General features: G+C 70.2%; 23 protein-coding genes, 1 pseudogene and 4 CRISPR repeat arrays. Of the genes and pseudogenes, 7 read left to right on the top strand and 17 right to left on the bottom strand.

Annotated elements, in window-relative coordinates; translation table 11 throughout:
• The first annotated feature begins 355 nt into the window (after positions 1-355).
• The gene (gene uppS, locus EV372_RS20770; protein ID WP_130397363.1) at positions 356-2,050 is read left to right on the top strand and encodes a polyprenyl diphosphate synthase; all 1,695 of its coding nucleotides are present in this window, start codon (positions 356-358) and stop codon (positions 2,048-2,050) included.
• A 142-nt stretch (positions 2,051-2,192) separates the two neighbouring features.
• Here the strand turns inward: uppS and EV372_RS20765 are convergent, their stop codons facing one another.
• The 13 genes from EV372_RS20765 to EV372_RS20705 all read right to left on the bottom strand — a co-directional run bounded on the left by EV372_RS20765 (position 2,193) and on the right by EV372_RS20705 (position 15,949).
• Entirely contained in the window at positions 2,193-2,477 is a 285-nt protein-coding gene (locus EV372_RS20765; RefSeq protein WP_486484013.1) for a type II toxin-antitoxin system RelE family toxin, read from the bottom strand.
• The gene (locus EV372_RS20760; protein WP_130397361.1) at positions 2,459-2,668 is read right to left on the bottom strand and encodes a hypothetical protein; all 210 of its coding nucleotides are present in this window, start codon (positions 2,666-2,668) and stop codon (positions 2,459-2,461) included. The genes EV372_RS20765 and EV372_RS20760 overlap by 19 nt, the downstream gene beginning before the upstream one ends.
• 22 nt (positions 2,669-2,690) lie before the next feature.
• Positions 2,691-3,939: direct repeats of the CRISPR family, unit length 29 nt; unit sequence GGGACCATCCCCGCGTGCGCGGGGAGCAC.
• 98 nt (positions 3,940-4,037) lie between these two features.
• Positions 4,038-4,388, bottom strand: coding sequence for a type I-E CRISPR-associated endoribonuclease Cas2e (cas2e, locus tag EV372_RS20755; RefSeq protein WP_130397360.1), 351 nt, complete (start codon positions 4,386-4,388; stop codon positions 4,038-4,040).
• The gene (gene cas1e, locus EV372_RS20750; protein ID WP_130397359.1) at positions 4,385-5,359 is read right to left on the bottom strand and encodes a type I-E CRISPR-associated endonuclease Cas1e; all 975 of its coding nucleotides are present in this window, start codon (positions 5,357-5,359) and stop codon (positions 4,385-4,387) included. Before cas1e ends, cas2e begins: the two co-directional genes overlap by 4 nt.
• A 3-nt stretch (positions 5,360-5,362) precedes the next feature.
• A complete protein-coding gene (gene cas6e / locus EV372_RS20745) occupies positions 5,363-6,082 on the bottom strand; it encodes a type I-E CRISPR-associated protein Cas6/Cse3/CasE (RefSeq protein ID WP_130397358.1) in 720 nt (239 codons plus the stop codon).
• Positions 6,082-6,810, bottom strand: coding sequence for a type I-E CRISPR-associated protein Cas5/CasD (gene cas5e, locus EV372_RS20740; protein WP_130397357.1), 729 nt, complete (start codon positions 6,808-6,810; stop codon positions 6,082-6,084). The genes cas6e and cas5e overlap by 1 nt, the downstream gene beginning before the upstream one ends.
• On the bottom strand, positions 6,807-7,994 hold the full coding sequence (gene cas7e, locus EV372_RS20735) for a type I-E CRISPR-associated protein Cas7/Cse4/CasC (RefSeq protein ID WP_130397356.1): 1,188 nt from the start codon (positions 7,992-7,994) through the stop codon (positions 6,807-6,809). Before cas7e ends, cas5e begins: the two co-directional genes overlap by 4 nt.
• Positions 7,995-8,133: 139 nt before the next feature.
• A complete protein-coding gene (gene casB / locus EV372_RS20730; RefSeq protein ID WP_130397355.1) occupies positions 8,134-8,802 on the bottom strand; it encodes a type I-E CRISPR-associated protein Cse2/CasB in 669 nt (222 codons plus the stop codon).
• Positions 8,799-10,481 (bottom strand): type I-E CRISPR-associated protein Cse1/CasA, encoded by a 1,683-nt coding sequence (gene casA / locus EV372_RS20725; protein WP_130397354.1) that lies wholly within the window; start codon positions 10,479-10,481, stop codon positions 8,799-8,801. The genes casB and casA overlap by 4 nt, the downstream gene beginning before the upstream one ends.
• Positions 10,471-13,461, bottom strand: coding sequence for a CRISPR-associated helicase Cas3' (gene cas3 / locus EV372_RS20720; protein WP_130397353.1), 2,991 nt, complete (start codon positions 13,459-13,461; stop codon positions 10,471-10,473). The genes casA and cas3 overlap by 11 nt, the downstream gene beginning before the upstream one ends.
• Positions 13,462-13,567: 106 nt before the next feature.
• A CRISPR array of direct repeats spans positions 13,568-14,521; the repeat unit is 29 nt; unit sequence GGGACCATCCCCGCGTGCGCGGGGAGCAC.
• A gap of 109 nt (positions 14,522-14,630) precedes the next feature.
• Positions 14,631-14,837 carry a DUF397 domain-containing protein gene (locus EV372_RS20715; RefSeq protein ID WP_130397352.1) on the bottom strand — a complete coding sequence of 69 codons (207 nt, stop codon included), beginning with the start codon at positions 14,835-14,837 and terminating at the stop codon, positions 14,631-14,633.
• Entirely contained in the window at positions 14,756-15,037 is a 282-nt protein-coding gene (locus EV372_RS29490; RefSeq protein WP_486484012.1) for a Scr1 family TA system antitoxin-like transcriptional regulator, read from the bottom strand. The genes EV372_RS20715 and EV372_RS29490 overlap by 82 nt, the downstream gene beginning before the upstream one ends.
• A gap of 141 nt (positions 15,038-15,178) precedes the next feature.
• Positions 15,179-15,949 carry a GntR family transcriptional regulator gene (locus tag EV372_RS20705; protein ID WP_165436012.1) on the bottom strand — a complete coding sequence of 257 codons (771 nt, stop codon included), beginning with the start codon at positions 15,947-15,949 and terminating at the stop codon, positions 15,179-15,181.
• A 182-nt stretch (positions 15,950-16,131) separates the two neighbouring features.
• On the opposite strand from EV372_RS20705, the gene EV372_RS20700 reads away from it, so the two are divergent.
• The 3 genes and pseudogenes from EV372_RS20700 to EV372_RS20685 all read left to right on the top strand — a co-directional run bounded on the left by EV372_RS20700 (position 16,132) and on the right by EV372_RS20685 (position 19,261).
• A complete protein-coding gene (locus tag EV372_RS20700) occupies positions 16,132-17,049 on the top strand; it encodes a Scr1 family TA system antitoxin-like transcriptional regulator (protein WP_130397350.1) in 918 nt (305 codons plus the stop codon).
• 18 nt (positions 17,050-17,067) lie between these two features.
• Positions 17,068-17,562: pseudogene (locus EV372_RS20695) on the top strand (ATP-binding protein); the annotation flags it as partial.
• Between the two features lie 124 nt (positions 17,563-17,686).
• Positions 17,687-18,203: direct repeats of the CRISPR family, unit length 29 nt; unit sequence GGGACCATCCCCGCGTGCGCGGGGAGCAC.
• A gap of 491 nt (positions 18,204-18,694) precedes the next feature.
• On the top strand, positions 18,695-19,261 hold the full coding sequence (locus EV372_RS20685) for a GNAT family N-acetyltransferase (protein ID WP_130397349.1): 567 nt from the start codon (positions 18,695-18,697) through the stop codon (positions 19,259-19,261).
• Positions 19,262-19,439: 178 nt separating this feature from the next.
• Here EV372_RS20685 and EV372_RS20680 read toward each other — a convergent pair whose 3' ends face one another.
• Positions 19,440-20,276, bottom strand: coding sequence for an alpha/beta hydrolase (locus EV372_RS20680; RefSeq protein ID WP_130397348.1), 837 nt, complete (start codon positions 20,274-20,276; stop codon positions 19,440-19,442).
• A 121-nt stretch (positions 20,277-20,397) separates the two neighbouring features.
• Here EV372_RS20680 and EV372_RS20675 point away from each other — a divergent pair, with 121 nt between their 5' ends.
• Positions 20,398-20,994 carry a TetR/AcrR family transcriptional regulator gene (locus EV372_RS20675; protein ID WP_130397347.1) on the top strand — a complete coding sequence of 199 codons (597 nt, stop codon included), beginning with the start codon at positions 20,398-20,400 and terminating at the stop codon, positions 20,992-20,994.
• 44 nt (positions 20,995-21,038) lie between these two features.
• Here EV372_RS20675 and EV372_RS20670 read toward each other — a convergent pair whose 3' ends face one another.
• From EV372_RS20670 to EV372_RS20660, 3 genes are all read right to left on the bottom strand, one after another.
• Positions 21,039-21,200, bottom strand: coding sequence for a type II toxin-antitoxin system RelE family toxin (locus EV372_RS20670; RefSeq protein WP_486484011.1), 162 nt, complete (start codon positions 21,198-21,200; stop codon positions 21,039-21,041).
• A 104-nt stretch (positions 21,201-21,304) separates the two neighbouring features.
• Entirely contained in the window at positions 21,305-21,613 is a 309-nt protein-coding gene (locus tag EV372_RS20665) for a type II toxin-antitoxin system prevent-host-death family antitoxin (RefSeq protein ID WP_486484010.1), read from the bottom strand.
• A gap of 91 nt (positions 21,614-21,704) precedes the next feature.
• Positions 21,705-22,283: direct repeats of the CRISPR family, unit length 29 nt; unit sequence GGGACCATCCCCGCGTGCGCGGGGAGCAC.
• Positions 22,284-22,383: 100 nt separating this feature from the next.
• Complete coding sequence (locus EV372_RS20660) at positions 22,384-23,028, bottom strand: TetR/AcrR family transcriptional regulator (RefSeq protein WP_486484009.1); 645 nt, start codon at positions 23,026-23,028, stop codon at positions 22,384-22,386.
• A 158-nt stretch (positions 23,029-23,186) separates the two neighbouring features.
• Here EV372_RS20660 and EV372_RS20655 point away from each other — a divergent pair, with 158 nt between their 5' ends.
• Together EV372_RS20655 and EV372_RS20650 are read left to right on the top strand one after the other, a co-directional pair.
• Positions 23,187-23,552: a VOC family protein gene (locus tag EV372_RS20655; protein ID WP_130397344.1), complete on the top strand. Its 366-nt coding sequence runs from the start codon at positions 23,187-23,189 to the stop codon at positions 23,550-23,552.
• Positions 23,553-23,586: 34 nt separating this feature from the next.
• Positions 23,587-24,480, top strand: coding sequence for an alpha/beta fold hydrolase (locus tag EV372_RS20650; RefSeq protein WP_130397343.1), 894 nt, complete (start codon positions 23,587-23,589; stop codon positions 24,478-24,480).
• Positions 24,481-24,623: the final 143 nt, after the last annotated feature.

Raw genomic sequence — 24,623 nt, 5'->3', positions numbered from 1 at the left:
CACCAGGCAGAGTGGCCCATCGGATGGTGGGCCGTCCCCGCACGCGGAGAGCACCCTTTCCCGCCTGCCGCCGGGCTCACCGTGGTCGCAGGAGGTCGCGTTCCCTCCCCGGTGCCGCCGGGCACCGTCAGAACGAAGACCTGGTCGCCGTCGCGGGCGGCCTTCCGCACCACGCCGGTGGCGTCGGTGATCGAGGCGAGCAGGCCCTCGTCGCCACGAAAACCACTATGCTACTCGTCGTGATCATTCAAATCCCCTTGGTGTTCGTCGGAGTGCGGGCTCAGGCGGATCCCCTCGCTGCAAACGGTTCGCGGAAGCGAGGGCGCCCTCCCTGGGCCGCCGAGGAGGAACGGCGATGAGCGGGTACACGAGGACGGGTCCTTCGCTGATCGCGGAGCGGGGCGCCGACACCGGCCTGGCGCGCGCCTTCGAGGTCTGCCGCAGGATCCACACGGGTGCGGACTACGTCTCTCCCCGGGTCGTCGATCTGCTGCCCGCCCACAAGCGCCCCTACGCGCACGCACTGGCCGCCTTCGGGATATGGGCTGATCGGCTGGCCGACGAAGGGGAGGTCTCCGAGCGCGGGCCGGCCCTGGCCCGGTTCCGCGCCGAGATCCTGGCCGCGCTGGCCGACGGACCCGGCGCACCCGTTCGCCTGCCGCCGGTCCAGCGCGCCGTGGTCCACACGGTGCGGGCGTGGGACATGCCCGTGCCGGTGCTGGAGGAGCTCCTCACCACACTCGAACAGGACAGCCGCCGACCGCCCGACTTTCCCGACTTCGCCGACCTGCGCCGCTACCTGCGCGGTATGAGCGGCACCGTCGCGGAGCTGTTCGGCACCGTGTTGGAACCGGTCCGGGAGGACACCCCGGAACTCATGTCGCTGCTGGGCGAGGTCTTCCAGTACATCGACATCCTCAACGATCTGCCCGAGGACCTCGAACAGGGCCGCTGCTACCTGCCCCGCCAGGACCTGGAGCGGTTCGGCCTGGACGCGAATGGCCTGATCGGCGCGCTCGGCACGGACGCATGTCGGGAACTGATCGCCCTGCAGGTGCGACGGGCGCGCGGCCTTCTGGAGCGGGGGCAGGAGGTGGTCGATGCCGCGCACCCTTCCAGCCGCCCCTTCCTCGCCTCCATGCTGGCCGGGCTGCGAACGGGCCTGGACGAGTGCGAGTACCTCCCGGCGGTCCGGTCGGACGCTCCACCGCGAACAGCCGTTCCCGCCCGGTTGTCACAAACCCGGGGGACACCCGTCGAGGTCCTGCCGGTCGCCTCCGGGACGCGGCAACGGCAGTCGCCCGCCCCGCCTGCCGAGCCCGGGGGCCCTCCCACCTCGGTCCCCGAGCACGTGGCCGTGATCATGGACGGTAACCGGCGGTGGGCCGGGGCGCTCGGACTGGCCGCGGTGGAAGGGCACATGGCCGGGGAGGAGGCGATGTACCGCCTGGTGGACGCCGCCGGGGACCTGGGCATCAGGTACGTGACCACCTTCGCCTTCTCCACCGAGAACTGGTCGCGCTCTCCCGAAGAGGTGTCCTCCTTGTTCAAGGTGTTCGCCCGGCGCGTCACGGGGATCACCGGGCGCCTGCACGCCCGGGGCGTCCGGATGCGCTGGTACGGCCGCCGCACCAGGGTCGAGGCGGCGCTCCGCGAACGGCTGGAGTGGGCCGAGGAGCTGACGTCGGACAACAGCGGGGTGACGTTCACGTTCTGCCTGGACTACGGAGGCCGCCAGGAGATGGTGGACGCGGTCAAACACGCGGCGGCCGAGGCACTCTCGGGGCGGCTGGACCCGACGCGCATGACGGAGTCCGACCTCGCCGGGTACCTCTACGATCCCACCCTGCCCGACGTGGACCTCCTGATCAGAACCGCTGGCGAGCAGCGCACCAGCAACTTCCTGCCCTGGCACACCGCCTACGCCGAACTCGTCTTCGAGGACGCCCTCTGGCCCGACTTCGACCGACCCCACCTGGTGCGCGCCGTCAACACCTACGCGGAACGGCGCAGGAGCTTCGGCGGCACCCTGAGCGAGGAGAGCGCCTGACGCTGCCTGTGGTGGGCCTGGGGGTCACCCCGGACCATCCCCGCGTGCGCGGGGAGCACATTCGAATCAGAAGACTATCGGTTTCGGCTCGGGGACCATCCCCGCGTGCGCGGGGAGCACCCCTCCACGTCGCTAACGCAAGCTACAGGTCGTCGTAAAACCCGCCCCGGGGAGCGACCTTGAGTACCAGGACGACAAGGACACCATCATCGACCCCGTAGCGAATGCGGTAATCACCGACACGGATACGCCACATCCCGGGGTTGCCCTTGATCTGAACGCATCCACTCGGTCGAGGATCGTCTACGAGTGCCTCAATCGCCTGACGAACCCGTTTACGGACAGAGCCATCGAGGTTCTTGATGCCCTTGCGTGCCGTGTGGGTGTACTGAAGCTCGTACCTGCGGCTCAATCGTCGTTTCCCCACACCTCGTCATGAGTGAAGACCTGTTCCCGACCTGCTCTGACGTCTGCCAAGATCTGGGCGGCCTCGGCGTCCTCGTGCTCTTCGAGAAGTCGTTCGTAGTGTTCGACCCATCTTGCAGGAACGAGCACGTATCCGCTGAGGTCGTGACCGACTCCGGGGCCGCTTCCAGGTTCCGTGGGCATCGCGCTCATGACGTTTTCTCCCCGTCTGGTCTTGGACCATCCCCACGTGCGCGGGGAGCCCTGTCGATCATGCTGCGGCCTCCGCGCGGTGGCGGGACCATCCCCGCGTGCGCGGGGAGCACCTGAGTTCCACTTCCAAATATTAGATTCCGAAGGGACCATTCCCACGTGCGCAGGGAGCACCAGGTGCCGGGCGACCCCGCCGTATCGTTCCCGGGGCCATCCCCGCGCGGGCGGGGAGCACCACGTCGGCCCCGCTGAAGCGCTGGCCCCGCTGGGACCATCCCCGCGTGCGCGGGGAGCACCGCAACGCCACCGCGACGGCGAGCACGAACGTGGGACCATCCCCGCGCGGGCGGGGAGCACCAGGTCCGTGATGCTGCTCATGCGTGCTCTCCGGGACCATCCCCGCGTGCGCGGGGAGCACCCGGTGAGCGCATTGGGCCAGTGCCCGGCCATGGGACCATCCCCGCGTGCGCGGGGAGCACGGGAACAGCTTCACCCTCCACCGTGGTGGCCGGGGACCATCCCCGCGTGCGCGGGGAGCACCAGTCGACGCGCTTGGTCTCCAGGATGTCGACGGGACCATCCCCGCGTGCGCGGGGAGCACCCCAAATCGAGGGCGGACCCGGCGGACGCGCTGGGACCATCCCCGCGTGCGCGGGGAGCACCATCTCCGCGCCGCACTCCTCACACGAGGCGCGGGACCATCCCCGCGTGCGCGGGGAGCACTCCTCCTCGACGGCGACGTGCTCCTGGCGGTGGGGACCATCCCCGCGTGCGCGGGGAGCACGATCTCTGACTACGGCCAGGCCCGAGAGGGGGGGACCATCCCCGCGTGCGCGGGGAGCACACCTCGTTGACGCGCTCTTCGCCGCGCTGAGCGGGACCATCCCCGCGTGCGCGGGGAGCACGCTGTTCTGGGTCACCGGGTCTTCCTGGGTGCGGGACCATCCCCGCGTGCGCGGGGAGCACCACGGCGATGGTGTGGCCGCTGTGGGAGACCCCGGACCATCCCCGCGTGCGCGGGGAGCACCTCGACAGAGGTAACCCACCACCGGGGGCTTCGGGACCATCCCCGCGTGCGCGGGGAGCACCCGCGCGAACGCGCTCGGCATCGACCAGGGAGGGGACCATCCCCGCGTGCGCGGGGAGCACGCCCACCGATGGGTGACCTGCCTCGTATCGTCGGGACCATCCCCGCGTGCGCGGGGAGCACCAGGTCAGACCGCTGCCGGTGACGTTCTCCGCGGGACCATCCCCGCGTGCGCGGGGAGCACAGTCAACGACCTGCGAACTTACCAGTGGCAAGCAGCCGTTTTTCCAACTTCTTCAGAGACGGACACACACCCCACCGACCCCAAAACCCCCAAAGAACTCACCTCCCACCAAAGCGCCGCCTCTTCGACGCCTTGCTCCACCCGCTCTTCGGCGGCCTCCTGTTCTCCTCCACCGCCTTCTTCGGACGGTGCATCAGGGTCAGCCCTTCGTGGTCCACCGGCTCCCAGTGGTGCTCGAAGGTTTGGAAGGTGAACCCCTGCTCGGAGTCGTCGCTGTACGCCAGCAACGCCCTCCCGTTCCCCGCGTACTCCTTCACCTCCGCCCACAGCGCCTCCCGGATCCGGCGCGACGGGTTGCCGATGAACACCCCCGCCGAGATCTCCATGAGCCACCGGGGCAGGAAACCGCGCAGCCCGGCCGGACAGTTCGTGAGCACGACAACCGTCACCAGACCACCTCGTCGGCGTAGCTGTAGCCCGACTCCAGCAGCTCACCCCGGTCGCCCACCAGCCCGACCGTGTCCGCCACGTCGTCGTTCGTGCCTTCGCCCTCGGCCCCGCCAGACCCGTCCGCCCCGCCGCCGAGCAGCAGCTCCTTGATATCGCGCACGCACCTCTCCAGCAGCCCCTCCTCGTTGATCCGGTCCCGCAGCAGCCTGCGCGTCACACCGTCCACGTCCTCCTCACCCTGCGCCGCGGCGTCGAAGGCCACCGGAATCCCGATCTCCACCTTGTACAGATCGGCCACGTCCATCACGAACCCGCGCTCGTGCCCCGAGTGCACGAACCCCAGCCCGGGGCTGCACCCGAGCGCGGCCGTCACCGCGTGCGCGACCCCGTAGAAGCACTGCGCCGCCGCGGTGATCGCCTTGTTCGGCGGATCCGAGACGTCGTGGTCCCCCGGCACGTACCGCCGACCGCGCCAGGTCACACCGGTCCGCGCCGCCTGCTCCCGGTAGCACGCCTTGACCCGGTCGCCCTCCTTGCCCAGCAGCGCCTGGCGGCTCAGCGCCTCCACGTCCAGGTCCGGGAACCGCATCCGGTACATCGCCCGCGCCACGTCGAGCCTGCTCCGCCGGTTCGCCCACGCCGTCGCCTGCGCCTCCACCAGCCGGGAGGAACGGGTGAGCGCACGCCCGGCCGCGTAGTAGCGCACCCCGTGCTCCCCCACCCACACCACCGTCGCCCCGCACTCACCGAGCAGGCTCATCGCCGAGTGGGTCACGTTCGTCCCCGGCCCCAGCAGCAGCGTGCCGATGGTCGCGGACGGCAGGTAGCGCGTCCCGTCCCCGTCCTCGGCGGTGATGGCGTTGGAGTCGCGGTGCACGACGCACCGCTCCAGGTACAGGAACGACAACCGGTCGCCCACCCTGGTCAGCTCGCGCGGGCCAGAGGTCCTGCGCTTCCCCACGGTCTTCATCCCTCACCCCACCGGTGCCAGGGTCATCAGCCCGCAGCCGTAGGCCTTGGCCCGGCCGAGTCCGGCGCACAACGTGCGGCGCAGCGCGTCGGGGTCGGTGACGGTCAGCCTGCCGTCGAAGGTCGCAGTGACCACGGGCACCCGCATCCGCTTGCCCCGCCGGTCCGGGCGCGGGTCCGCCTTGTCGAAGCCGCGCGCGTCGCGGTCGTGCACGACCAGCTCGTGCTCGTCCTCGCCCGGGATGAGCTGCTGTTCGACGGGCTTGCGCACGACCTCGAAGCCGCACCGCTCCTGGCGCTGGAGCAGCCACCCCGCCTGGTGGCGCGGGGTGACGTGCGCGGTGGGCTTGGTGGGCTCGCCGTCTTTTCGGCGGATGCTGTGCACGGGGTTCGCGGTGAGCCGGAACGCCCACGTCTGCCCGGCCTCCAGCCTCTTCAGGAACCCCGTGTACTCGTGCGTCTGCCACGTGTTCGCGGGGTCGGTCGGCCACCCGGCCTGTTCCACCACGTGGGTCAGGTCGGGCCGGTCCGGGCCCACCACGTACAGGAACACCTCCGCGCGGGCGTTGCGGTCCACCCGCCACAGCACCCGTGGGCCGCCGGTATCGCTGGGCAGCAGGTTCGCGTAGGAGCCCATCACGGCCGCGTGCAGGGCCTGCGGCGAGGACAGCAGCTTCCTCGCTCCGGGGCGGTGGGTGTTGAACCGGAATCGGGTGAGGTACATCAGTTTCCTCCCAGGGCGGCCATGGGATCGTGGTCGGGAACCGGCCGGTGCCGGGCGAACGGGTTCGGCACGTCCACCGAACCGGAGCGCACCGCGCGCAGGGCGTAGCGCCGGTGCGCCGGATCGAAGCTCAGCGGCAGGTCGCGCAGCGAGTCCGCCCGGCCGTCGCCGGGCTCCGCGTCCACCAGCGTGGTCAGCGCGATCACCGCGCCCTGGCGGCGCCCGGTGCGCCGCTGGTACCAGTCGGCGGCCTGCCAGGGCCGCCCCGCCAGGACGTCCTCGACGCGCCCCTCCTGGGGCTCGCCCAGGTCGAGCGGGCGGGAGGGCGGGCACGAGCGCCTGCCGAGGTAGGGCAGGTAGACGGGTTCGCGGACCGCCCGGTACAGCTCGGCGATCATGTCCCGTTCGCCCTCCACCGCCGCGACGAACACGGCGTCGGACAGGTAGAAGCGCTCCGACACCGGCATGGAGGTGTCCGTGTCCAGGTGTTTGGCGGTCTGGTAGTCGCGCACGCGGATTCCGGGCTGGTCCACCCGCACGCCGAAGCGCAGCGCGGCCAGGTCGGACAGGTCGGCGGTGCGCTCCCGGCCGAGGGCGGCGGCCAGCAGCCCGAGCACGCCGCTCTTGGTGGGGGCGTTCTCCGTGCCCCGGCGGGCGAACCGGGAGGCGGAGCCCCAGGCCTGGAGGTGGCCCGCCAGCACCAGGGGCAGAACGCTCACCGCACTCATGCCCGCGGCGCCTGGCGCTGGGCGACGGCCGCGCCGACCCGCTCGACCAGTTCGGGGAGGGTGACCTCCTCGCCCAGGCCGGAGAGCTTGGCGGTGCGCTCCCCCACCCTCACCACCCAGGTGTCGACGTCGTCGGCCGCGCCGAACGCCCGCTCCACCTGCGGCACGTACTCGGCCAGGCGCGCGCTGGCCTGGGCGACGTGCCCCGTGCCCGCCTCCACCGGCTCCTCGAAGGCCCCCACGAAGCTGATCGGGCGCGCGCCGCGCAGCTTCACCACGACCGCGTCGGGCAGGGTGTGGTTGCCGAAGGTGTTGACCTTGCCGGTGGGCATCGACTCCACGAACCCGCGCACGAACGCCTCCACGGCGCGGCGCAGCGGTTCGGTGACCGGCTCGTCCTCGCGCAGCCCCTCCCCCAGGTTCCTGCGGAGCAGGTCCACGTCCACGGCGGCGTAGCGGTACAGGGTGGCGGAGTTGAACTCGACGGTGCCGATCATGCCCGCGCCGGTCTCCTCCTCGGGGTTCCGGTCGTCCACGGCCGTGTAGTAGTCGGACTCGTTCTCCACGGCGTGCACGCTGAGGGCGTGCGCGACCTGGGCGGCGGCGTCCACGTTGACGTCGGCTCCGTCGGCGACCATGCGGCCGAACAGGGCGATGTCCACCGAGTGGCGGGTGTCGGCCACCGCCTTGGCGCGGGCCTTGTTGTCCTTCTCCTTGAGGAAGGCCTTGATGTCCTCGCGGCCCTCCACCGCGAGTTCGGCGAGCCCGTCACGCTGGCGGGCGCTGAGGAACATCAGGTAGGCGGACTCGGGGGCGGGTTCCCTGGTGCCGTTCTTCTTGGCGGCGTCGGCCTTGCGCTTGGGCACCTCGATCTTGGAGCCGGTGGCGACCTGGACGGTCTCGGCGGCCAGGGCCAGCGCCTCGGCCTCCTCGATCGAGGGGTCGATCTCACGGATGCGGTAGGCGACCAGCTCGGCGACGCGCTTGGTACGGGTGCCCAGCTCCTGCGGGTCGAGCAGGGCGTCGAAGGCCAGGCGGGTGGCGCGCTTCCAGGCCTGGCTGGAGACCCGGGAGCGGCGGACGCCGCCGTAGACGGCCGTCTTGGGGGCGCCGGTGTCGTCGCGGTTGATGTTGCTGGGCGGCACGGTCTGCAACACGTGCACGTCGAGGATGGTGCGGCTCATGGTGTTCCTCGTCTGGATCGGTGCCCCGTCCATGACAGGCACGGGGACGGGCGGGTCGGGAGGCGGAGAAACTACGGGTGGGAGGTGCCGGGAAGGAGCCTCGAAGACGGCGACGCGGCGACGCGATGGTGCGGCGCGGTCAGTCCTCGGTGCCGGTTTCGGTCTGCGAGCCGTCCGAACCGACGTCGGCGGCGCCGTCCGTCCCGGTGGCGTCCTGGGGCCGGTGGGCCTGGAAGCCGCGCCCCCAGGCCCGGCGCACGCGTTCGGCCCCGGGCCGGGTGCGGGCGTCGTGGAGCTGGTCGGCCAGGAGGCCGTAGTCGAGCGGGATGTCCTCGGCGCGCAGGAGCTGGACGATCCCCCGGAGCCGGTCGAGGCGGGTGGTGTGGTGGGCGGCGCTTCCCGCCTGCACGAACCTCCTGCGCAGCGGCTCGTCGATGTCCCCGGGCGGCATGAGTCGGCGGACGGCCCCGCCGAGGTCGCGTCCGCGCCGGTGCATGCCCTTCTCGCGTTTGGACTGCTGGTGCAGGGCGTAGAGGGTCAGCGCCTCATGGGCGGCGGCCTCGGCGTCCTCGGTGCGGGGGTCGGAGACGGAGAAGCGCTCGTAGAAGCGGTGGTCCAGGGTCAGCCCCACCAGCTCCGGCACGGCCTCGACGGGCTTGCCCGCGCCCCGGCGCAGCTTGGCCAGGGTGGCGACGGCTTCGGGGAGGTCCTTGAGGTAGCCGCCCTGGAGCTGGCGGACGCGTTCGTCGACCAGCTTCCCGACGTCCCTGAGTTCGGGCACGAACCCGGCGGTGCTCGTGGTGGTCACTGCTCCTCCTGCGGGGAGTGGTCGGTGTTGGTCAGCGGGAGCGCCCTGCGCAGGGCGGAGCGGAAGCGCAGGTCGGCCCGGGAGGCGGTGAGCCAGACCGACCCCTTCTTGGTGGCCACGACCCGGCCCGTCCAGGCGGCCTCCCCGGCCGTGTCCATGAGTTCGTCACCGAGCCGGGACACGATCCGGTGTGCCTCCACCTGCCACTCACGGCGCTGTTCCAGAGGGGGTTCGGTGGTGTCGAGGCCGCGCAGCCACTTGCGGAAGGGCTCGTCCAGCTCCGCGAACCCGCGGTCGCGTGCGGTGGCCCTCGGCCCCTCGCCGTCGGCGCCCGCCGCGTCGGCGAGGGCGGTGGCCAGGTCGCCGAGGACCATGACGGCCTCCTCCGCGTCGTTGACCGCGTCGATCGCGGTCTGGGTGAGGGCGCTGTCGCGGTCGTGGAACAGGACGACGGGCATGGCCACGGCGTCGTCCACGAGCTCGTCGACGACGGACTGCTGGGTGCCGTAGACGGCACCGACCAGGCGCGCGCGGACCAGGAAGTCCTTGGGAAGGATCCCCTCGAAGGTGAGGAGGGAGATCCAGTCCAGAACGCGCGGACGCACCACCTTCGCGGCCTCCTGGCGCTGCTCGGCCCCTCGGACCCTGCCGGTGACCAGTGCTCCGAGCCCGCGCCAGGCCGCGCGGGCGGGGTCGTGGTCGCGCGGCAGGTAGACGGTGGTCTCGCGCAGCTTCTTCTCCTGCGCGGGGCTGCGCCGCCACGCGGTCATCGGCTCGCGGTCGTGTTTGTTGCGCGGGGTGAGCGGGTCCCCGTAGGCGAGCAGGACCCCGTGGACGCCCTCACCGTCGTGGTGCAACCGGACCCGGCGGCTCTGCCAGGTGTAGAGGTCGCGCAGCCCGTGGGGGCGGGTCTCGGCCTCCGCGCCCTTCAGGGGCTGGGCGGTGACCTGTGCCCGGCGCCAGGCCGGGGCGTCCCGGTCGGAGTCGGCGCGCAGACCGTCGGTGTCGAAGGCGATCAGGTTGAGCAGCAGCGTCCGCTGGAGGTCGTCGCCCTCCACGTACACCCCGCCCAGGTTCCCGGACCAGCCCACGCCCTGCGGGTAGACCTTGCCGCCCTTGAGGCGGGGGTCCCCGACGGCGCCCGACTTGATGCCCGAGGTGTCGTAGGCGTGGGCGTGCAGCAGCCAGCGGGCGGCCTCGGCGAAGGCGAGGCGCTCGGCACCGTGCGCGCGCATGGTGAAGAAGCGCGCGTTGTTGGGCACGTCCGCCACGATCGGGTCGGGTGAGGAGTACTCCCCCTTGCCGGTGCGCAGGTCCGCGACCTGGAAGAACGGTGTTTCGGGGTGCAGCAGGTCGAAGCGCTCCCGGTGCTCGCGCAGGTAGTCGCGGACCCGGTCGGCCGGGATCCCGCCCCGCCACAGCTCCTCCCAGTCCTCGATCTCGCGCGGGCCGTCGATCGCGTCGTGCAGGACCGCCAGGAGTAGGCGCAGGAGGGCGAAGTCCTGGGTGGGCACGTCGCCGACCAGGCGGCGGATGTCCGGCGCCTGCTCGAAGACTCCGGTCAGGGAGAGTTCGACCTCCTCCCCGTCCAGGCGCTGGACCGGGATCCAGGGGCGCGAGGTCAGGTCGAAGGAAGCGGGCCGAAGCGGTGGCGGTGACGTGGTGGCGTCAGTCGGCACGGTGGACCTCCAGGCCGTCGGATTCGGTGTAGTGGAGCGTGTGTCCGGCGAGTTCGGCGCGGTTGTCCTCGTCCAGGAACAGGATGAGTTCCCCAGCGATCCAGTGGGCGTCCTTGGTCTGCCAGGCCATGACGATCTGTGACTCCAGTTCTCTGATGGCCTGGTCCATGACGGCTCCGGAGGCGGTCAGCTGGTAGGGCAGGCGCAGTCCGGAGGCGGCCAGGGCACGGGCGGAGCGGGGCGGGGGCGCGTCGTGGGTGGGCAGGGGCAGGCCGCCGCGCTCCTCGGACAGCCAGGGAACGGTGGTGACCGTTCCGTCGGCGCACCTGCGGGCGACCAGGACCTCCAGGCTCTCCCCGGTGTCGCGGACCTGGGCCTTTCCGGGCCGGGTCTCGTCGGCCTCGCCGACCCCGGCGTCGACCCAGCCGACGATGGCCCTGCCGTCGCGGCCCGCGGGTCTGAGCAGGAAGGTCTGGGCCTTCTCGCCCTTGCGGGCGTGCTCGCGCTCGTGTGCCTCCCTGGCCTCGGTGAGGCGTTCGTCCCAGGTCGGCGGTGCCTTCTCGGCGTTGCCGTAGGCGTCCTGGACCAGGGGGCTGATGTCGTCGGGAAGGGCGACCGTGTTGGCGGCGCCACCGGCCTCGTCGGGGCCGGGGCCGACCTCGTCGGGGCTGGGACCGGCCTCCAGCCGGGAGCGCAGCACCGTCAGGGAGCGGAGCAGGGGGTAGGCGCCGTAGACCGTGCGCGAGCCCCGTACGGGCTGGGGCGGGGTCTGTGCCCAGTCCACGCCGGTGACCAGGCAGCGGGCCGCCCGTAGCCGGGGCGGGCGCTGGCTCTGGCCCTCGCCGCGCGGGTGTCGGTGCAGGCGGCCCATGCGCTGGAGGACGAGGTCGACCGGGGCGAGGTCGGTGACCAGCAGGTCGAAGTCCACGTCCAGGGACTGTTCCACGACCTGGCTGGCGACCACGATATGGCGGGTGGGGCGCTCGCCGCCGAGTTCGGTGACCTTGGCGGGCGGCCCGTACGCCTGGAGGAGCTGGGCGTCCCGGTCGGCCCGGTCCAGGTCGAGGAAGCGCGAGTGCGCGACGGTGATGGTGTCGGAGCCGAAGCGGTCGCGCAGGTGCGAGGCGGTCTCGTGGACGCGGGCGACGGTGTTGCGCACGACCAGGGCGCAGCCGCCCTCGGCCAGTTCGGCGTCGAGGCGGTCGGCGAGGACTTCGAGGTCGTCGTCCAGCGGTTGGAGGGCGACGTCGGTGGACCGGCCGGAGGCGGCGGGCGTGTGGATGCGCGGTGCCGATCCGCGTTCGGCGGTGGTGATCAGCGGGTACTCGCGTGCGCTCTCCACCGCCGCAGCGGCCTCCGCAGCGGCACCGCCCGACGGCTTGGACACGCCGGTGTAGGCGTCGACCAGCTCGCGCCTGCGGTGGGCGGGCAGGGTCGCGGAGAGGATGACGACCGGGACGCCGTACTCGCCGAGCCAGGCCAGGGCGCGGTCGAGGTAGACGTTCATGTAGGTGTCGTAGGCGTGGGCCTCGTCGATGACGACGGCCTTGCCCGCCAGGGCGAGGTGGCGCAGGGCCAGGTGCTTGCTCTTGAGGCCGGTGAAGAGGAGCTGGTCGACCGTGCCGACGGCGAAGGAGGAGAGCATGCCCTTCTTGCGGCCCCGGAGCCAGCGGTGGGCGACCAGTTCCGCCGGGCTGTTGCCCTTGGCGGGATCGGCGCCGCGGCCGTCTGGGCCGTCGCGGCCGTCGCGGTCGGTGTCCGTGGCCAGGTGGCGGCCGCCGCCCATGAGTTCGGTGAAGTCCCGGTTGAGGTGGGCCTTGGAGTGGGCGAGGAAGACCGACACGGCCTGCTCGGGCATCCCGGGGAGGCGTTCGAGCCAGTGCAGGTAGCGCTGGAACATGGCGTTGCTGGTGGCCATGGTGGGCAGGGCGACGAAGCAGCCGCCCGCGCCGGTGCGGGCACCCAGGATCTCGGCGGCGGCCAGGGCTGCCTCGGTCTTGCCCTCGCCCATCGGGGCCTCCATGACCACGAGGCCGGGGCCCGACATCGCCCGGGCGGCCTCGACGGCCTGCTCCTGGACGGGGCGCAGGACGGCTCCCGGTGGGAGGTCGAAGCGGGCCTCGAAGATCTCGGCCGCCGTGCCCTGGGGCTCCTTGGGTTCCCACTGCCGGGGCAGGTCGAGGAGGCGCCAGGCCGCCTCGGTGCGTTCGGGGTCGCTGCCGCGTTCTCCGGCTCCCGGGAAGAGGGGGAAGAGTTCGGGGTTGCTGGCGATCCAGTCGGCGGTGATGACCAGGGCGGTGAGCAGGACCTGCGCGGTCTGCGGGAGTTTGAGGGACTTCCAGGCGGAGAGGCGTTCGGCCGCTCCGGTGTTGCGGGCGGCGGTGTCGAGGAGTTCGTGCTGGACGTCCGTCCAGGCCTGCTCGTGGCCGGGGGTGCGCAGGAGTCCGGGGTGGCGGTCCAGTTCGGTGATGGCGTTGACGGTGGGCGGGACGCCGTGGTGGCCTCCGGCGACGACGGTGAGCTGGTGGGTGGCGCGTTCCGTCCAGCCGTGGTGCTCGACGAGCCAGTCGCGGAGGAGGAGCTGTCCGGCCAGGCCGTGGGGGGCGAGGTGTCGGTCGGCCATCTGCTTCTGGAGGGGCATGTCGAGGCCGTGCGCGCGCATGTCGGCCGCGAGGTCTTCGACCTGGCAGGCGAAGGCGGGGGTGGCCTTGCCGATGTCGTGGGTGGCGGCGAGCCAGACGGCGAGGACGCGGGCGTCGTGGTCGCCGTCGGGGAGTATGCGGCTGATGTGGTCGCGGACCTGCGCGGGGAGCCACTCGTCCCAGAGCCGGGTGGCGACGGCGGCGCTGTCGGCCATGTGGCGGTAGAGGGGCAGCCAGCCGTTGGAGTCGAAGTCGTGCTTGGCCCACACGGCGCGGGCGGCCTCGGAGAGGCGGTCTTTCCAGGGCTGAGGGCGCCCTTCGTGCTTCATGGCCGACATTGAACAGGTGTGCGGATGCCCCCCGCAGCCAAACGCCGAAATTCGCCCTGGCCTCATCTGGCCAAGGAGGTTTACGCGTCCGTGTAAACCGAGTGGCCTGTGTGCCAGGCGTATCCCCGCGTGCGCGGGGAGCACTCCGACGGGCGCGGCCACAGGCATACCGCGGTGGGACCATCCCCGCGTGCGCGGGGAGCACGCCGCGCGCAACCGCTCCACCAGCTCGGGCTTGGGACCATCCCCGCGTGCGCGGGGAGCACGCGGACTCTCAGCGGCTGACCTCGTAGGCGGTGGGACCATCCCCGCGTGCGCGGGGAGCACCGCCGACCACCTAGTGCCTCGCGCCCTTGGTGGGGACCATCCCCGCGTGCGCGGGGAGCACTCCTCCTCGCCGAGTACCGGCCGACCCTGGTCGGGACCATCCCCGCGTGCGCGGGGAGCACGTTCGTCGCGTTCGAGGATCTGTTTGCGCAGCGTGTACCAGGGACCATCCCCGCGTGCGCGGGGAGCACGCATCCCAGTGTTCGCGGTGGATCTCGAACCAGGGACCATCCCCGCGTGCGCGGGGAGCACGAGAAGCTCGGTCTCGACATCGAGGTGGCCCTGGGACCATCCCCGCGTGCGCGGGGAGCACCGCCGCCACCTGGCGGGCGACGTGGCGGCGCGGGGGACCATCCCCGCGTGCGCGGGGAGCACCGACCAGGATCAGCAGGACGCCGACGGCCGCAGGGACCATCCCCGCGTGCGCGGGGAGCACACCCCGGACAACCCGGACACGCCGCTGTCCGGGGGACCATCCCCGCGTGCGCGGGGAGCACCCGTCGGGGGAGTACTCGGACCAGGAGCGGACGGGACCATCCCCGCGTGCGCGGGGAGCACATGCGGATCCACCCGTCCAGGGAGTGGCCGACGGGACCATCCCCGCGTGCGCGGGGAGCACATGCGGATCCACCCGTCCAGGGAGTGGCCGACGGGACCATCCCCGCGTGCGCGGGGAGCACGGTGATCGACGGGCCCGAATGGATGATCCGAGTGGGACCATCCCCGCGTGCGCGGGGAGCACAGTCAGTGACCTGGGAACTTACCAGCGACAAGCAGTCGTTTTTCCAACTTCTTGAAATACCGACATAAGACCCATGCGTCCCACAGGACTCCCCTCGTCAAGTTGGACGTCACTGTCTGCTCACCTCGACGCTTCCCAGGAAGGCTTGCCACTCTCCACCAGGAAAAACAAAGAAAGCAAGCTCACGATGCTGGGTGTCCCTGACGGCTGTCGCGCCCCTCAGATCAGCCACCTCTACGCACGCGGCCTCACTCTGCGAATAGCTCGACTTGCGAAAAACGACGTCCTCACCGGAGGCGGAGTCTTCTGGCTGCATACCTCTACTCCTTGTGCTGGCGGTGATTCCGCAACGATTATCCACACATCGGGAGAGGCGGCCTTCGTCAGCACTTCCTGACGGGTGAACGGACCTGACCCCCTGTCGAGGTCGCTGTCAGGACGCATGGTCGCCTCGATGACCGCACGAGCGCAGGTCTCCGTCTGCGCCAGGCTAGGGATGAGCTGAGACTGGTACATCTCGATCGAGGTCGCCTGAACTTCTATGTCAGCGACTCGGCATCAGGGGCGTCGCCGGGACCGCCCCCGCGTGCGCGGGAAACAATAACTCGCAAACAGCCAACGGCCCGACGCCTCAAAGACGTCGGGCCGTTGATGACCTTAGTCCGGCACCGCGAACTTGTAGTCGAACACCGCCATGTCACCCCGGATGAGGAACTGGGCAACATCCAAAGGGCCGCTCTCCGTGTGATAGGTGCGGATAACCTCGAAAATCGGCGTGCCCGGCGGGATCTGGAGTCTTCCCGCTTCCGGCCCGGTGGGCATGCGGGTGCTGATCTCTTCCTGAACCTCGCGCACAGGGCTGACCGCGTTGATACGCGCGATGTGCCCTCCCGCTCCTTCTCCTGCCACCAAAGCAGGAGAGCGCTCGCCAGTACCAAGGCTGAAGTAGCTGTCGGCGGACTGATTGATGGTTCCGTCGAGCCTGGTGACACGCTTGCGCACGTAGACCAGATCTCCCACATTGACGTCCGGCAAGCGCTCGGCAACGAACGCCGGCGCGGGCACCTGGCTGGTCTGCGCCTCCTGATCCACCACCTTGCCCTGTTCGGCCCCCTCCGCGCTCAGTAGGGGTTGGGGCTTGGCGCCAGCCCAGACCGACTTGCTGTAACGCTGGATTCCGTATCGGCGCACCTGCTTCTGCTCCCTCACGTAGGTGCCACTGCCCTTCTTGCTGGTCACGATCCCCTCCTGCCTCAAGAGATCGATAGAGCGACGGGCCACCATCATGCTCACCCCGTACTCAGCGGCAATCGTGTGGAGCGTAGGGAGTTTGTCGCCCGGGTCCAGGTCACCTCGTCGGATCTGGTTGCGCAGATCATCCGCGATGCGGACCTGCAACGGTCGGGCGTCCGTGGTCTCGTCACTCATGCCCCACACACTATCGGCAAGCATGTTTGTATACAAGATGCTTGCGCTCAACGCCGTGTTGCGCTCTAATCCTTGTAAGCAAGTATGCAAGCTTTGTTCAACTCTCCTTGTGGACGCAGTGGCACCGCTATGCCCGAAGACGGTCACGGAGGGTTGGTCAACCCGCACCCAGAAGGAGTGCCATGGCAGCCAAAAGGACCGAGCAAGCAGCTAGTGAAGGAGAACTCGCCCCGGGATGGGAACGGTTCGGGGAGCGGGTCCGGGCTGCCCGGGAACGCCTGGGCCTGTCGGTCGAGGAGCTGGCCCAGGACGCATTCCTCTCCCCCAGCCGGGTCAGCGGCATCGAGTCCGGCACCAGCGAGCCTCAGCGCAACGACGCCCGCCACCTCGACAGCGCGCTGGAAGCGGAAGGCGTGTTGTGGGACGCCTGGGCACAGACGTTCATCACCACCGGCCTCCGGGCCGGTGCCACGGTGGCCGACCTTCTCCCCCAGGCGTTCCAGGTCCGGGCGTACGCGCCCCTCGTCCTGCCCGACAGCTTCCTGACCGAGGACTACGCCCGCGCGCTGAACCGGGCCGAGCGCCCCATGGAAGCTGCCTCCCTCATCAGGGACCGTCCCGCGATCTGCAAGCTCTACAGCACGGCATCCGGACCGCCGTACCACTGCCTGATCGTCGACGAAGGCGCCCTCACCCGGCCCGTCGCCCCTCCCAACGTCATGCGCGCCCAGTTGTCCCGCCTGCGCGACCTGGCCGGCAGTGACAGCATCACCGTGCACGTCGTTCCGGAGGACACCGCACCCCATCCCGGCCTGCGCGGAGCGTTCTGGACGCTGGCCTTCTCCCCGAGGCACTGCCTGGCCTACACCCCGCACCCGCGCGGACCGGGCCACCTGGTCACCGACGCCACCCACATCAAGGGCTACACCGACCTGTTCGCCACCCTCCAGGGCGTGGCGCTGTCGCCAGCTGACTCGCTGCGGCTGCTGGACCAGGCGGTCGAACGCTTTCCCGAGAAGTCCCGGCGTCGTGCCCTCACCGTGGGCGGCGTTGAAGGGGTCGGCAACAGCCACGGAACCACCGCCGTGGCCAGGACCTGACCGGAAGGTTCGTTCCCCATGTGTCCCCGGCCGGACACGTTGAAGCCCTGGCAGGCGTTAGCGCGCCTCCAGGGCATGACCAGCACTCGAAAACCACAAGAAAAAGGAGATACCGGCATGGTCATTGTGCCGCAGACCTCGCCCATCACCGCCGACCCGGAACGTCGCTGGGAGCCGCGCCTGTACCCCGGAACCCTGGCCACCGCCAGCCACGTGCGCTCGGACCTGCGCGCCGACCTCCTCCGGCTCGCCGAAAGCGGTGACGACCTGGTCGAGGCAGTGGTTCTGTGCGCGAGCGAGATGTTCGCGAACGCCGTCGAGCACTCGCGTTCCGGTGAGGCCGAGGGCCGGGTCATCCGGACGCTGGCCGTTCACACCACGCCAGAGAGCGGAACCGTGCTGCGCCTGTCGGTCATCGACGACGGAGCCAAGGACACCGAACCCCTCATTCCCCGCCAGCGCACAGCCGAAGAATGGCAGGCAGCCGAGCGTGGCCGAGGTCTGCTGCTGGTCGAGAACCTGGCGGTGGCCTGGGGTTCTCGCCCCGTGCTGGACTTCCCCTTCTGCGCGGGTCTGGGAACGGTGACCTGGGCCGAGTTCGCCCTTCTCGACTCGGTGAAGCCGAGGAGCGCCGGATAGCTCCATCCCCGCGTACGCGGGGAGCACTCCCACGCCGACGCCGAGCGAGACGTGCGCCTGGGACCATCCCCGGGTACGCGGGGAGCACTCGTGCTGGGCCACGTGGTTGGGGTTGCAGTCGGGACCATCCCCGCGTGCGCGGGGAGCACACGGCCCACTCGGCGCCCAGGTACAGGACGCCGGGACCATCCCCGCGTGCGCGGGGAGCACCCGGTAAGCCACTTCACTCGAAAGTCCCCTGACGGACCATCCCCGCGTGTGCGGGGAGCACTTGACCATGTTCGCGCCGTCCTTGGTCAGGTCGGGACCATCCCCGCGTGCGCGGGGAGCACAGCCGCGAGCCGGACGTCCACATGCCGCCGACGGGACCATCCCCGCGTGCGCGGGGAGCACAGTCTGCGGCAAGACAGCGGATACGCGGAGTGGGGACCATCCCCGCGTGCGCGGGGAGCACTCCAACCAGGTAACGGCACTCCTCGCCTATCTGGGACCATCCCCGCGTGCGCGGGGAGCACAGTCAACGACCTGCGAACTTACCAGCGGCAAGCAGTCGAATTCCTAACTTCTTGAAAAACAGACACTAGCCACCAACATCCCATAGGACGCAAAAACCCTTAAAACCCTACAAGCCACGTTCCCTGAGGCGAACTGTGTCACTTCGACATCCCACAGCAGCCTCGCCCCACAGCAACATAACGCGGTTTATCGGTCCTGACACAGATAACGGCCTCGGGAGCGCCCCGGTTGACGCGCCCCCGAGATCGTGAGGGAGGAATTGGGAAGACGTGGAGCTTCGCCGCGGACTGGCGGCTCGGTTGGAGAGCGTGAACGACCTCCGCTGAGAGCACCACCTTCAGCTACTCGCAGTAGTCGACGGCTGGCCTGCCCCGGAGAGTCCGGCTCCGGTGTTCAACTGGTCCATCCAAGCTCTGCGCGTCCGGGCACAGCAATGACGGGGCGGACGTGGTCGGCATCGGGCGAAAACGCCGCCCCATATGATCGGTTGATGGGTGCCCCGATCGAACTCCAGGTAGCCGCGTCGCCGGTCTCTCCCGCCCTCGTTCTTCGTCCCTGGCGCATGGGGGACGTTGCCGCGTTGGTCGAGGCGAGCCGAGATCCCGCGCTGCGCCAGTGGGTGAACTCCGTCGTGGACAACGATGCCGACGGGGCACGCTGGGTGCGGGCCCAGCAGCGGGGCTGGGCAGCTGGGAACCGCTTCGGCTTCGCCGTCCTTGAGGTACGACCAGGTTCGGCTCACGAACGGTTGGCGGGCAATGTGGTCCTCAAGGAAGTCGCCCCCGGCAAACCTGCGGCCGAAGTGGGCTACTGGACCGCGGCGCACGCTCGCGGGCGGGGAGTGGCCTCCCGTGCTCTGGAGGCACTCACCAGCTGGGCCTTCGACACCTTCGGCGCCGACGGGCTGGAGCGTCTCGAACTCCTGCACCAGGTGGACAATCTGGCATCGTGCCGGGTCGCTCGGAAGAGCCGCTACCACTTCGACGCCATCCTGCCCGCGGCACCGCCCTCCTTCCCCCGCGAAGGTCACCTGCACATACGGCGCACGAGTGTCTGAAGAACCTCCCGGCTTCCACGGAACGGCCGAGGCTGCTCACACCGAGAGCTTCTCGGAGCTTTCGACGAGGTGACCTATCGATCGACCCCCTCGGGAAGGTACGTGCTCCCGAGTACGATCCACAGGATCTGAGCACTGCTCGTCGTGGGGCACGGCATGCCCCCGCCAGCCGCCAGACCTACTTGGCCAGGAAGGCCAGCAGGGCCTCGGTGACCTCCTCCGCGTGGGTCCACAGCAGGCCGTGCGGCGCACCCTCGATCTCGACGTAGTCCGCCGAGGGCAGCAGCGCCGAGAACGCGCGGCCGGTGGCGTCGATCGGCAGGATGTTGTCCGCGGTGCCGTGCAGGATCAGCGCGGGGACGTCGATCTTGGGGATGTCCGCGCGGAAGTCGGTGAACCAGGTCAACGGGGCCGCCGCCGAGGCGACCGCGCCCGAGCCCGCCGCGACGTTCCAGCTGTTGCGGACGGCCTCCTCGCTGATGCGGGTGCCCAGGTTCTCGTCCAAGTTGTAGAAGTTCTCGTAGAACTCGGTGAAGTAGGCGTACCGGTCCGCCTTGACCGCCGCGACGACGCCCTCGAAGAACTCTCGGGGCGCCGCCCCGCCGGGGTTGTCCTCGGTCTGGAGCAGGAACGGCTCCAGGGAAGCGAGGAAGGCGGCCTTGGCGACGCGGGCGGAGCCGTAGGTGCCCAGGTAGCGACCGACCTCGCCGGTGCCCATGGAGAAGCCGACCAGGACGACGTCGGTGAGGTCGAGGGTCTCCAGGACCGTGTTGAGGTCGGCGGCGAAGGTGTCGTAGTCGTAGCCGGTGGAGGGCTGGGAGGACTGGCCGAAACCCCTGCGGTCGTAGGTGATGACCCGGTAACCGGCGTCCAGCAGGGCGGCGGTCTGCTTCTCCCAGGAGTGGCCGTCGAGCGGGTAGCCGTGGATGAGGACGACGGGCTGGCCACTGCCCTGGTCCTCGTAGTGCAGTTCGATCGGGGTGCTGTTCTCGGTTCCGACGGTGATGCGGCCCATGGTGAACTCCCTCCTTCGATGAGAACGACCGTTCTCACCCGAAGCCGTGCGCGAGAACTATCGTTCTCACTTGCTCCACACCTTAGAGAACGATCGTTCTCGGCGCAAGTACACTGGCGGCATGGACAACGAGGAGTACCGACAGCAGATCGTCGCGGCGGCCGACCGGCTCTACTACACGCGGGGCTTCTCGTCCGTGGGCATGGACCAGCTGCGGGACGCCGCCGGGGTCTCGCTGCGCCGCCTCTACCAGCTCTTCCCCTCCAAGGACGACATCGTCATGGCGGTACTGCGCAGGCGCAGGCGCATATGGGCCGAGGGGTTGGACGAGCACGTGAACGCGGCCGGAACACCCCGGGAGAAGCTGCTGGCGGTCTACGCGTTCCTGTCCGACTGGTTCTGCGAGGAGGACTTCCGGGGGTGCGGGTTCATCAACGCCTTCGCCGAACTGGGGGCGGTCAACTCCGACGTCGCCGATATCGCCCGCGAGCACAAGCTGTCCTTCCAGCGCTACCTGGGCGAAATGGTGGAACGGATCGGCGTGGACTCCTCCCTGGCCGCGCAGCTCGCTCTGCTGGCGGAGGGCGCGCAGACCACCGCAGCGATCACCGGCCAGGCGGAGGCGGCCGACCGGGCGCGCGAGGCTGCCGAGGTACTGATCGACGCGGCCCTGGAGAAGGCGAACCGCGGTGCGGCTGAGAGGGCTTCGCTCCCATAAGGCGGGGTGCACTGCGACCATCCCCGCGTGCACGGGGAGAGACGTCACAGGTCCCGGTAGGCCTCACGGCGGTGAGCAACACTCAGCACAAGGACCACCAACCGACCGTCGTGAATCGTGTACACGATCCGGTAGTCGCCTACCCGGATGCGCCAGGAACCAGTTTCTCTCTTGAGCGGATTATCCCTGGCCGGGTGCGGGGCCACTGCCAGTTATCGGACCTTGCACGCGATTCGAAGTCGGGTCGGTTCGTCGAGCTTGCCGAGCTGCTTAAGCGCTGGGTCAGCAAAGGAAACAGCGTAGGGCTCGTTCACCGGCCCAGCTCGTCTTCGGTCAGCCCGAGCTGGCGCATCGCTTCATCGAAGGGAACGACCGTCGATCGTCCCGCTTCGATGTCGGCCAAGCGCTCGGCGGCGATACGGGCGTCACGCTCGTCCAACAGCTCCTCGTAGTGATCGACCATGTCGGCCGGAACGATCGCGGCAGCCCGCTGGTGACGACGTCCGCGAGTAACGAAGGTGACCTCGCCGCCGTAGACGGCGCGGTTGACGCGTTCGGAGAAGTGATCGCGAGCCTCGGTCACAGACAGTCCGTACGTATGGCCGGTGTCAGCGTTCATGTTCTCCACCATGCCCTGAACAGACGCCGACCTGACGTGGTTGGCGTGGTTCTTTGCCTTCCTGGTAGCGCACGATAAAAGCTTGCGCCCCAGAACCATCCCCGCGTGCGCGGGGAGCACGGGCCCACGATCATGGCGTTGCGCGCGGCCGGGGGACCATCCCCGCGTGCGCGGGGAGCACTCGAGGTCGGGAACGATGTCGATGACCTGACGGGGACCATCCCCGCGTGCGCGGGGAGCACCTGCTGGGCGGTTCGGGGTCGACCACGCCTGCGGGGACCATCCCCGCGTGCGCGGGGAGCACAGCGGGGCTCTCCCGCGAGCTGGGCCTGGTCGGGGACCATCCCCGCGTGCGCGGGGAGCACCTGATGGACAACTTCACCGACTTGCGGGACGCGGGACCATCCCCGCGTGCGCGGGGAGCACGGCCACGCCACCGACCGCGACCGCCTGTTCGTGGGACCATCCCCGCGTGCGCGGGGAGCACCACGGTCGACCGGTCGAGGAGGGGGTCGGCCGGGGACCATCCCCGCGTGCGCGGGGAGCACTGTCGGGCGGCGGCGACGTCCATGCGGGTGGCGGGACCATCCCCGCGTGCGCGGGGAGCACGCGCGCGTACAGGCGGCTGATCTCGGCCACCAGGGACCATCCCCGCGTGCGCGGGGAGCACAGTCAACGACCTGCGAACTTACCAGCGGCAAGCGCCTGTTTCTCCAACTTCTCGAAAAACAGACACCGAAGACACAGATCCCAGAAGACCCACAACTCCCCTAACGACCATCAACCCCGTACGCCGCGAGGAACACCCGCACACCCTCCTCCGCATGCTGGCACAGTTCCGCCTCCGTCGGAATGGCCTCGTCCCCCAACAGCATCGCCCGGTTCACCGGCTCCGACATCACCAGCCAGTTGAAGTGGGACGCCGCCCGCGACGGCTCCTCCACCGCCAACAGCCCCCTCTCCCCCAGCCGGGCGAAGCTCTCCGCGAGCCCCTCGATCGCCCGCTGCGGCCCGCACTCGTACAGCACCCGCGCCAGCTCCGGGAACCGCGCGACCTCACCGATCACCATCCGCCTCAACCGCATCAGCCGTGGCGTGAGCACCACGGCAAGCTGGCGGCAGGCATAGTCCCGCAGGTAGGCCTCCACGTCCTCGACCCGGTCGGGCTCGGGCGTCTCGTCGCGCACGACGTCCCCCGCGCCCGAGGTCATGCTGGTGACGATCTCGACGAACAGCCCCTCCTTGCTGCCGAAGTGCTTGTAGACCGTCTGCTTCGACACCCCCGACAGCGCGGCGATCTCGTCCATGTTGGTCCCGAGGTAACCACCCCGGAGGAAGACCTCCTCCGCGGCGCCCAGGATGGCCCGGCGCTTGCGGGCCGAGCGGCTCAACTCCTCCTCCGCTGGCGGGTTCACGCTGTTCAACACCTCGTCTTCGTCGTTCCAGGTTTCGTTTCGACCCTTTTGTCCTATGGGTACTGTACGGTCTAGTTTCACATCGCACGCGGTACTGGACGGTCCAGTTTGAAGGCGGACCGAACGCGGTAGCGTGTCAGAGGGAACGGAAAAACCACATGTACGTCAAGTTCGCCGAACTCCCCGTCTTCGACCAGGAGCGGGCCAAGGCCTTCTACACCGACCGCCTCGGCTGCACCGTGGAGACCGACGCGCCCATGTCCGACGACGGGTGGCGGTGGATCGAACTCGGTTTCCCCGGATCGCGGACCCGCCTGCACTTCCAGCGCCGCGCGGACGAGAACCCGTCAGCCGAGCCGGTCATGGTCCTGGTGACGGAGGACGTCGAGGGCACGGTCGAGGCCCTGCGCGCCCGGGGCGTGGAGATCGTCACCGAACCGGGGGAGGCGATGTGGCAGCCGGGGGTCACGGCCGCCGAGTTCCGCGACAGCGAGGGCAACCGCATGGTGCTCAGCGACAGCTGACCGCCGGGCACGGAAAGGGCAGGGAGACGCAGACATGTCGCACCACTCGCACCGCTCACCGGGAGCGCACACGCTGAAGGTGCCGGGCGCCAGCATCCACTACGAGGTCCGCGGTTCGGGCCCCGTGCTGCTGATGATCCCCGGCGGCCCGCAGGACGCGGGCGTCTACACCGCCCTGGCCGAGCACCTGGCCGACCGCTACACGACCGTGGCCTACGACCCCCGCGGGAATTCACGCAGCACGCTGGACGGTGAACCCGAGGACCAGCGGGTGGAGGTGCACAGCGACGACGCCGCCCGGCTGGTCGCTGAGGTGGGCGGGGGCCCGGCCTACGTGTTCGGCAACAGCGCGGGCGCCCAGATCGGGCTCGACATGGCCGTGCGCCACCCCGGGTCGGTGCGCGCGCTGCTCGCGCACGAGCCGCCCTGCGTCATGCTGCTCGACGACCCCTCCGAGGTGCTCGCCCGCGACCGGGAGGTCTACGACACCTACCGGCGCGAGGGCGTGGAGGCGGCGATCGGCAAGTTCATGGCGCTCAACGGCCTGGACGAGGAGGACGGGGAGGCGCAGGAGGAGGACGGGCCGGAGCCGGAGGGCGCCGCGACGGAGGGGCCGATGCACGAGGACCCCGAGACCTTCGAGCGGGTCAGCGGCAACTTCGGGTACTTCCTGGCCCACGGGCTGATGCCGCTGTCGCTGTACCGGCCCGACGTGGAGGCGTTGCGGGAGGGCGGGGTCCCGGTGACGGTGGGTCTGGGCGACGCCTCCGCCGGGAAGCCCATCCACGACATCGGGCTCGCGCTGGTGCGGCTCCTGGGCACGGAGCCGGTCGCCTTCCCGGGTGACCACACGGGCTTCGGAACCCACCCCCGCGCCTTCGCCGAAGCCCTGCACGGCGCGCTGGACGGCGCACCGGAGCGGCGCTGACCGACCGGAAGCACCGACCGGTAGCCCCGACCGGCCGGAGCGGTGTTGGCCGGATGTGGTCAGGACCGCCCGGTCACGACCACGCCCTCTCCCGGCACCGGCCGGGGTTTCGGACGCACACGACCGGGCAGTCCGGCCTGTCC

It is taken from the genome of Nocardiopsis sp. CNZ308 (assembly GCF_004217075.1).
Note: the sequence above shows the minus strand (reverse complement) of the source record. Positions and strands in the feature narration are given on the sequence as shown.